The organism is Deltaproteobacteria bacterium (assembly GCA_020845775.1).
GTDB lineage: Bacteria > Bdellovibrionota_C > UBA2361 > SZUA-149 > JADLFC01 > JADLFC01.
Genome location: JADLFC010000005.1, coordinates 1 through 3,863, shown reverse-complemented (window position 1 = coordinate 3,863; position 3,863 = coordinate 1). Strand labels below are relative to the sequence as shown.

Sequence of the window (3,863 nt, the reverse complement as noted above, 5' to 3'; positions counted from 1 at the left end):
GTTATACCGTTTCCAAAAAGTAAGTTAAATATTTTACTTTTTGGAAACGGTATTTGTTGTTTATTGGCAAGTGCTTACGCACTTGCTGTTTATACCATTTACAAAAATCCTTTTTGTAAATGGTATATCACTTGTTGGCTATCTAAGTCTTACATGACGGTCGCACTATGAAGGCAGTTGTTTCTGGGGACATTAAGAGCTTGCGGGCAAGCGAGCTAAAAGAGCTCGAGAAGTTAGCTACAAAAAGGAGTAGTGCGCGTGATCTGGTCGATGTCGATCTAGCCTCGCGCGTGTCTGTCTTGGTAGAAAAACTGGGCGTTCACATTGGGCTCATTATTGCCCGCGATGGGCGCATTACGCATGTCGTCGTTGGCAGCAAGAATAGACTTTTTCTACCAGACTTGGGGCGCTTTCGCCTGGATAAGGCACGTCTTAGGCGCTTGCGCTTAATAGTATTTGTTCCCGAGGGGGAGCGCATACTAGAACCTAGCACGGCGATACCTACTGTCTATGGTCGAAAGGATCTAGACGAAGCAAGAAAGACAAGAGCCTCAGGACCGCGTGCCAAGACATTCGATAGTCCTAGAATTTCTCAGGATCTCTTAACTGACCTCGACAAGCTTCGCTTGGATATACTACTAGTTATTGCTGTAACGGCCGGCGGCATTGCCGGGCCCGTCTCGGTCGCACATCTCGATATCCTGTCCGATTCGTCGCGCGCAGATAATCGCTCCAGGCGTTTGGGCGAACGAGGAATGCGCTTTTTGCATGCACTGAGTATTCGCGAGTTAGATTTCGCGTTCGACAATTTCATAGCCGATCTGGAAAACCGTTTTGCAGAGCAGGATGAGGGCGGTTATGACACTGAAAAGGACAAGGCTATTCTTGTCGGAGCTTATACCGGAACAGACCGTCAAGCAAAAGCCTCTATGAATGAACTTCGGGAATTGGCTAACACCGCTGGCGTGACTGTTGCCGACTCCATTATTCAGAGGCGAAGAAGCTTGGATCCCAAGACTCTAGTTGGCAAGGGAAAGATAGAGGATCTGGTTCTTCTCAGTCTTGACTTAGGAGCGGAACTTCTCATATTTGACGGCGAACTTAGCCCCGGACAATTGCGCTCTATTACCAAACTAACAGAGCTGCGCGTCATAGACCGCAGCATGCTGATACTCGATATTTTTGCACAGAGGGCTGTTACTAGTGACGGTAGGCTACAAGTTGAGCTAGCACAGCTAAAATACTCTCTCCCGCGACTGACTGAGAAGGATTCCGGACTTAGTAGATTAACGGGAGGAATAGGTGGGCGTGGCCCGGGCGAGACTAAGCTAGAGATTAGCCGTCGGCGCATACGCGATCGCATTTCTGATTTGGAAAAGAGAATCGACGCCCTAGCTCGACAGCGCGGATTGCGACGCGAACGCCGACAGGAAAAAGGAGTGCCGGTGATTGCAATAGTAGGTTATACCAATGCTGGTAAATCCACTTTGCTAAATGCGCTCACTAAGGCCAATGTTCTCGTGGAAAGCAAGCTGTTTGCCACATTAGATCCATCTAGTAAGCGCATGCGTTTTCCCAACGAGAGGGAAGTGGTATTTGTCGACACTGTGGGCTTTATTAGAGAGTTACCCGACGAGCTAGTTGCGGCCTTTCGGGCAACGCTAGAAGAGGTAGCTGAAGCGGATGTCTTGGTGCACCTAGTAGATGCTACCGATGAAGACCTTCTCGAACGCATTAAGATTGTAAGATCTACTCTTGCTTCACTAGGAATGGAATCAAAACCCTGCCTCCTCGTGCTCAATAAAGTAGATTGCCTTAGTAGGATAGAGCTAGACACATTGATAAACTCTACCCACGGTCTCCCCATTTCGGCGCTTAAGCGAGATGGATTTGACGTACTAATAAATCGCATTGAAGAAGCTTTTGTTGCGTTATGTAGATATAAAACACTCAATGACAGCCCTATGGTAAATTAGTAAGGACTTTAAACAGACAATGAGAAAATCAACAATATGTCTTCTACTTGCAAGCATTATTTTTGTTAGCCGAACTGCCTTCGGCGAATGCGAGAAGTGTAGTCCTATAAAATTAGGTGCGACGCTTCCCTTATCTGGAAAGTTAGCCTTTCTTGGCACACAGGAGCGTGATGCTTTTCTTATGGCTGTCCAAGATATCAACAAAGAAGGTGGCGTTAGTGGACGTAAAATTGAAATTATTGTCGAGGATAATCAAGGAGAAGCTAAATCTGCTGTAACTGGAGTAAACAAGCTTCTAAATGTCGACAATGTGGACGTAATTTTGTCAGCATTCACGCACATAACTCAGGCAATTAAAGATTTAGTTGCACGAAAGGAAAAATTACTAATCTACGCTTCCAGCAATAACTCCATTGCAGAAAGCAATACAAGATTCTTTAAGGATTACGTCAGTGCCGAAGAGAGCGGGGCAATAATAGCTCGAGCTGTTGGTTTAAGCGGTCGCAAAAGAGCATATTTGCTGCGCGAACTTAGCGACGCATGCATAGATTTTCACCGCAGTTTTCGATCCGTTGCTAAGGAGAACGGCATTAGCATTGTCGGCACAGAGGAATATAACCCTGGTGAACTGGACTTTCGCACTATCTTATTAAAGCTAAAATCCTCAAATCCAGATTCCATTGTGTGCTGCACTTGGCGCGATGCGCATATTATCATGAAGCAAATGGATGAAATGGGGATGCTCGATATTCCAACATTTCACATCGTTGCACCTTTTTTGCCAGAAGCGGATACTCCTGCTGTGCGAGCGCTTTATGAAAAGAATGACGCGATTAGCACTTGGTATGGTTTTGTCGAAACTAGTCGTGATCCGATTCAGTTGGAGTTTATGAAGGATTTTAAAGCTCGCTATGGCTATCTTCCAAGGGCAGATGCGGGATTCGCATACGATGACATACGTATCCTTGCAAAGGCCTTAAATACATGTGTTTCGGAAAATGCGGTGGATCAGAATTGCCTCACCAAGGCGCTTCTACAAACGGAGCACGTAGGTGTCAGTGGAAAGCTTAAGTTCAATCGTTCCGGATTATCCCTCAGAGAAACTCTGCTAATGAAAGTAGAAAATGGGCAGTGGAAGGAGCTATCTAGGTAAGATAGCTTCAGTTCAATTCTAGAGAGGAAGCACGGCGCATACCTGAACTATTGAACTAGATAAAAAATCTATAATGACGCGAAGATTTGTGTCTTTTCGGCGAGCGTGTGTAAAGTTGGGAAAGTTGGATCCATTACGGGCCCGGAGCTGGGATCGGGGTATTTGGGGGTGTGATTTTGGCGAGGCGTATTTGGTAATTCCAAGGTAAGGAATGGTGGCATCTTCTTCATGTGTCTATATTTGTGGCAGCGATTAATCAGTGCTAATGACGCAGGCGGCAATAAACAAAAGATTGTAACTATTCAGCCGTAGGCAAGATGGGCTGAATAGTTGCTAATCGTGTAGGTATACAAGATGTAAAATGTTTTTCTCCATTATCAAATCAACCGTATAAGAATTTCTTTCATCAGGCATCAGCCTCAGTGAATAAAGATACTTATTATCTTGGAAATGCTCCCACTTTGATAAATCCAACTTATCAACTATCGCCAAAAACTCCTCTTCCCTAAATCTGATCGTATACTGCGCGGATATATCGATTCCTATACTACGTTTAGCTGATAATACCTCGAAAGTACTTGGTATATCAACTCCCATAACTCTTTCAAATTCCATCTCTATTTCTTCGTTACTTATTGAGTCAGTACAGAGCAAGCCTGTTACTACAAGGCAGAAAATAAAAATGATTGCGAAAAACCGATAAGCTCGACCTCTTCGTGTTGAATAGTCGAAAT

The 3,863-nt window shown here is 44.8% G+C and carries 3 protein-coding genes; 2 read left to right on the top strand and 1 reads right to left on the bottom strand.

Annotation, left to right across the window (positions count from 1 at the left end; translation table 11 throughout):
* The first annotated feature begins 167 nt into the window (after positions 1 to 167).
* Positions 168 to 1,976 (top strand): GTPase HflX, encoded by a 1,809-nt coding sequence (gene hflX / locus IT291_00280; GenBank protein MCC6219657.1) that lies wholly within the window; start codon positions 168 to 170, stop codon positions 1,974 to 1,976.
* A 19-nt stretch (positions 1,977 to 1,995) separates the two neighbouring features.
* Positions 1,996 to 3,129 carry an ABC transporter substrate-binding protein gene (locus IT291_00275; GenBank protein ID MCC6219656.1) on the top strand — a complete coding sequence of 378 codons (1,134 nt, stop codon included), beginning with the start codon at positions 1,996 to 1,998 and terminating at the stop codon, positions 3,127 to 3,129.
* Between the two features lie 333 nt (positions 3,130 to 3,462).
* On the opposite strand, the gene IT291_00270 is transcribed toward IT291_00275, so the two are convergent.
* Positions 3,463 to 3,744: a hypothetical protein gene (locus IT291_00270; protein ID MCC6219655.1), complete on the bottom strand. Its 282-nt coding sequence runs from the start codon at positions 3,742 to 3,744 to the stop codon at positions 3,463 to 3,465.
* Positions 3,745 to 3,863 lie beyond the last annotated feature (119 nt).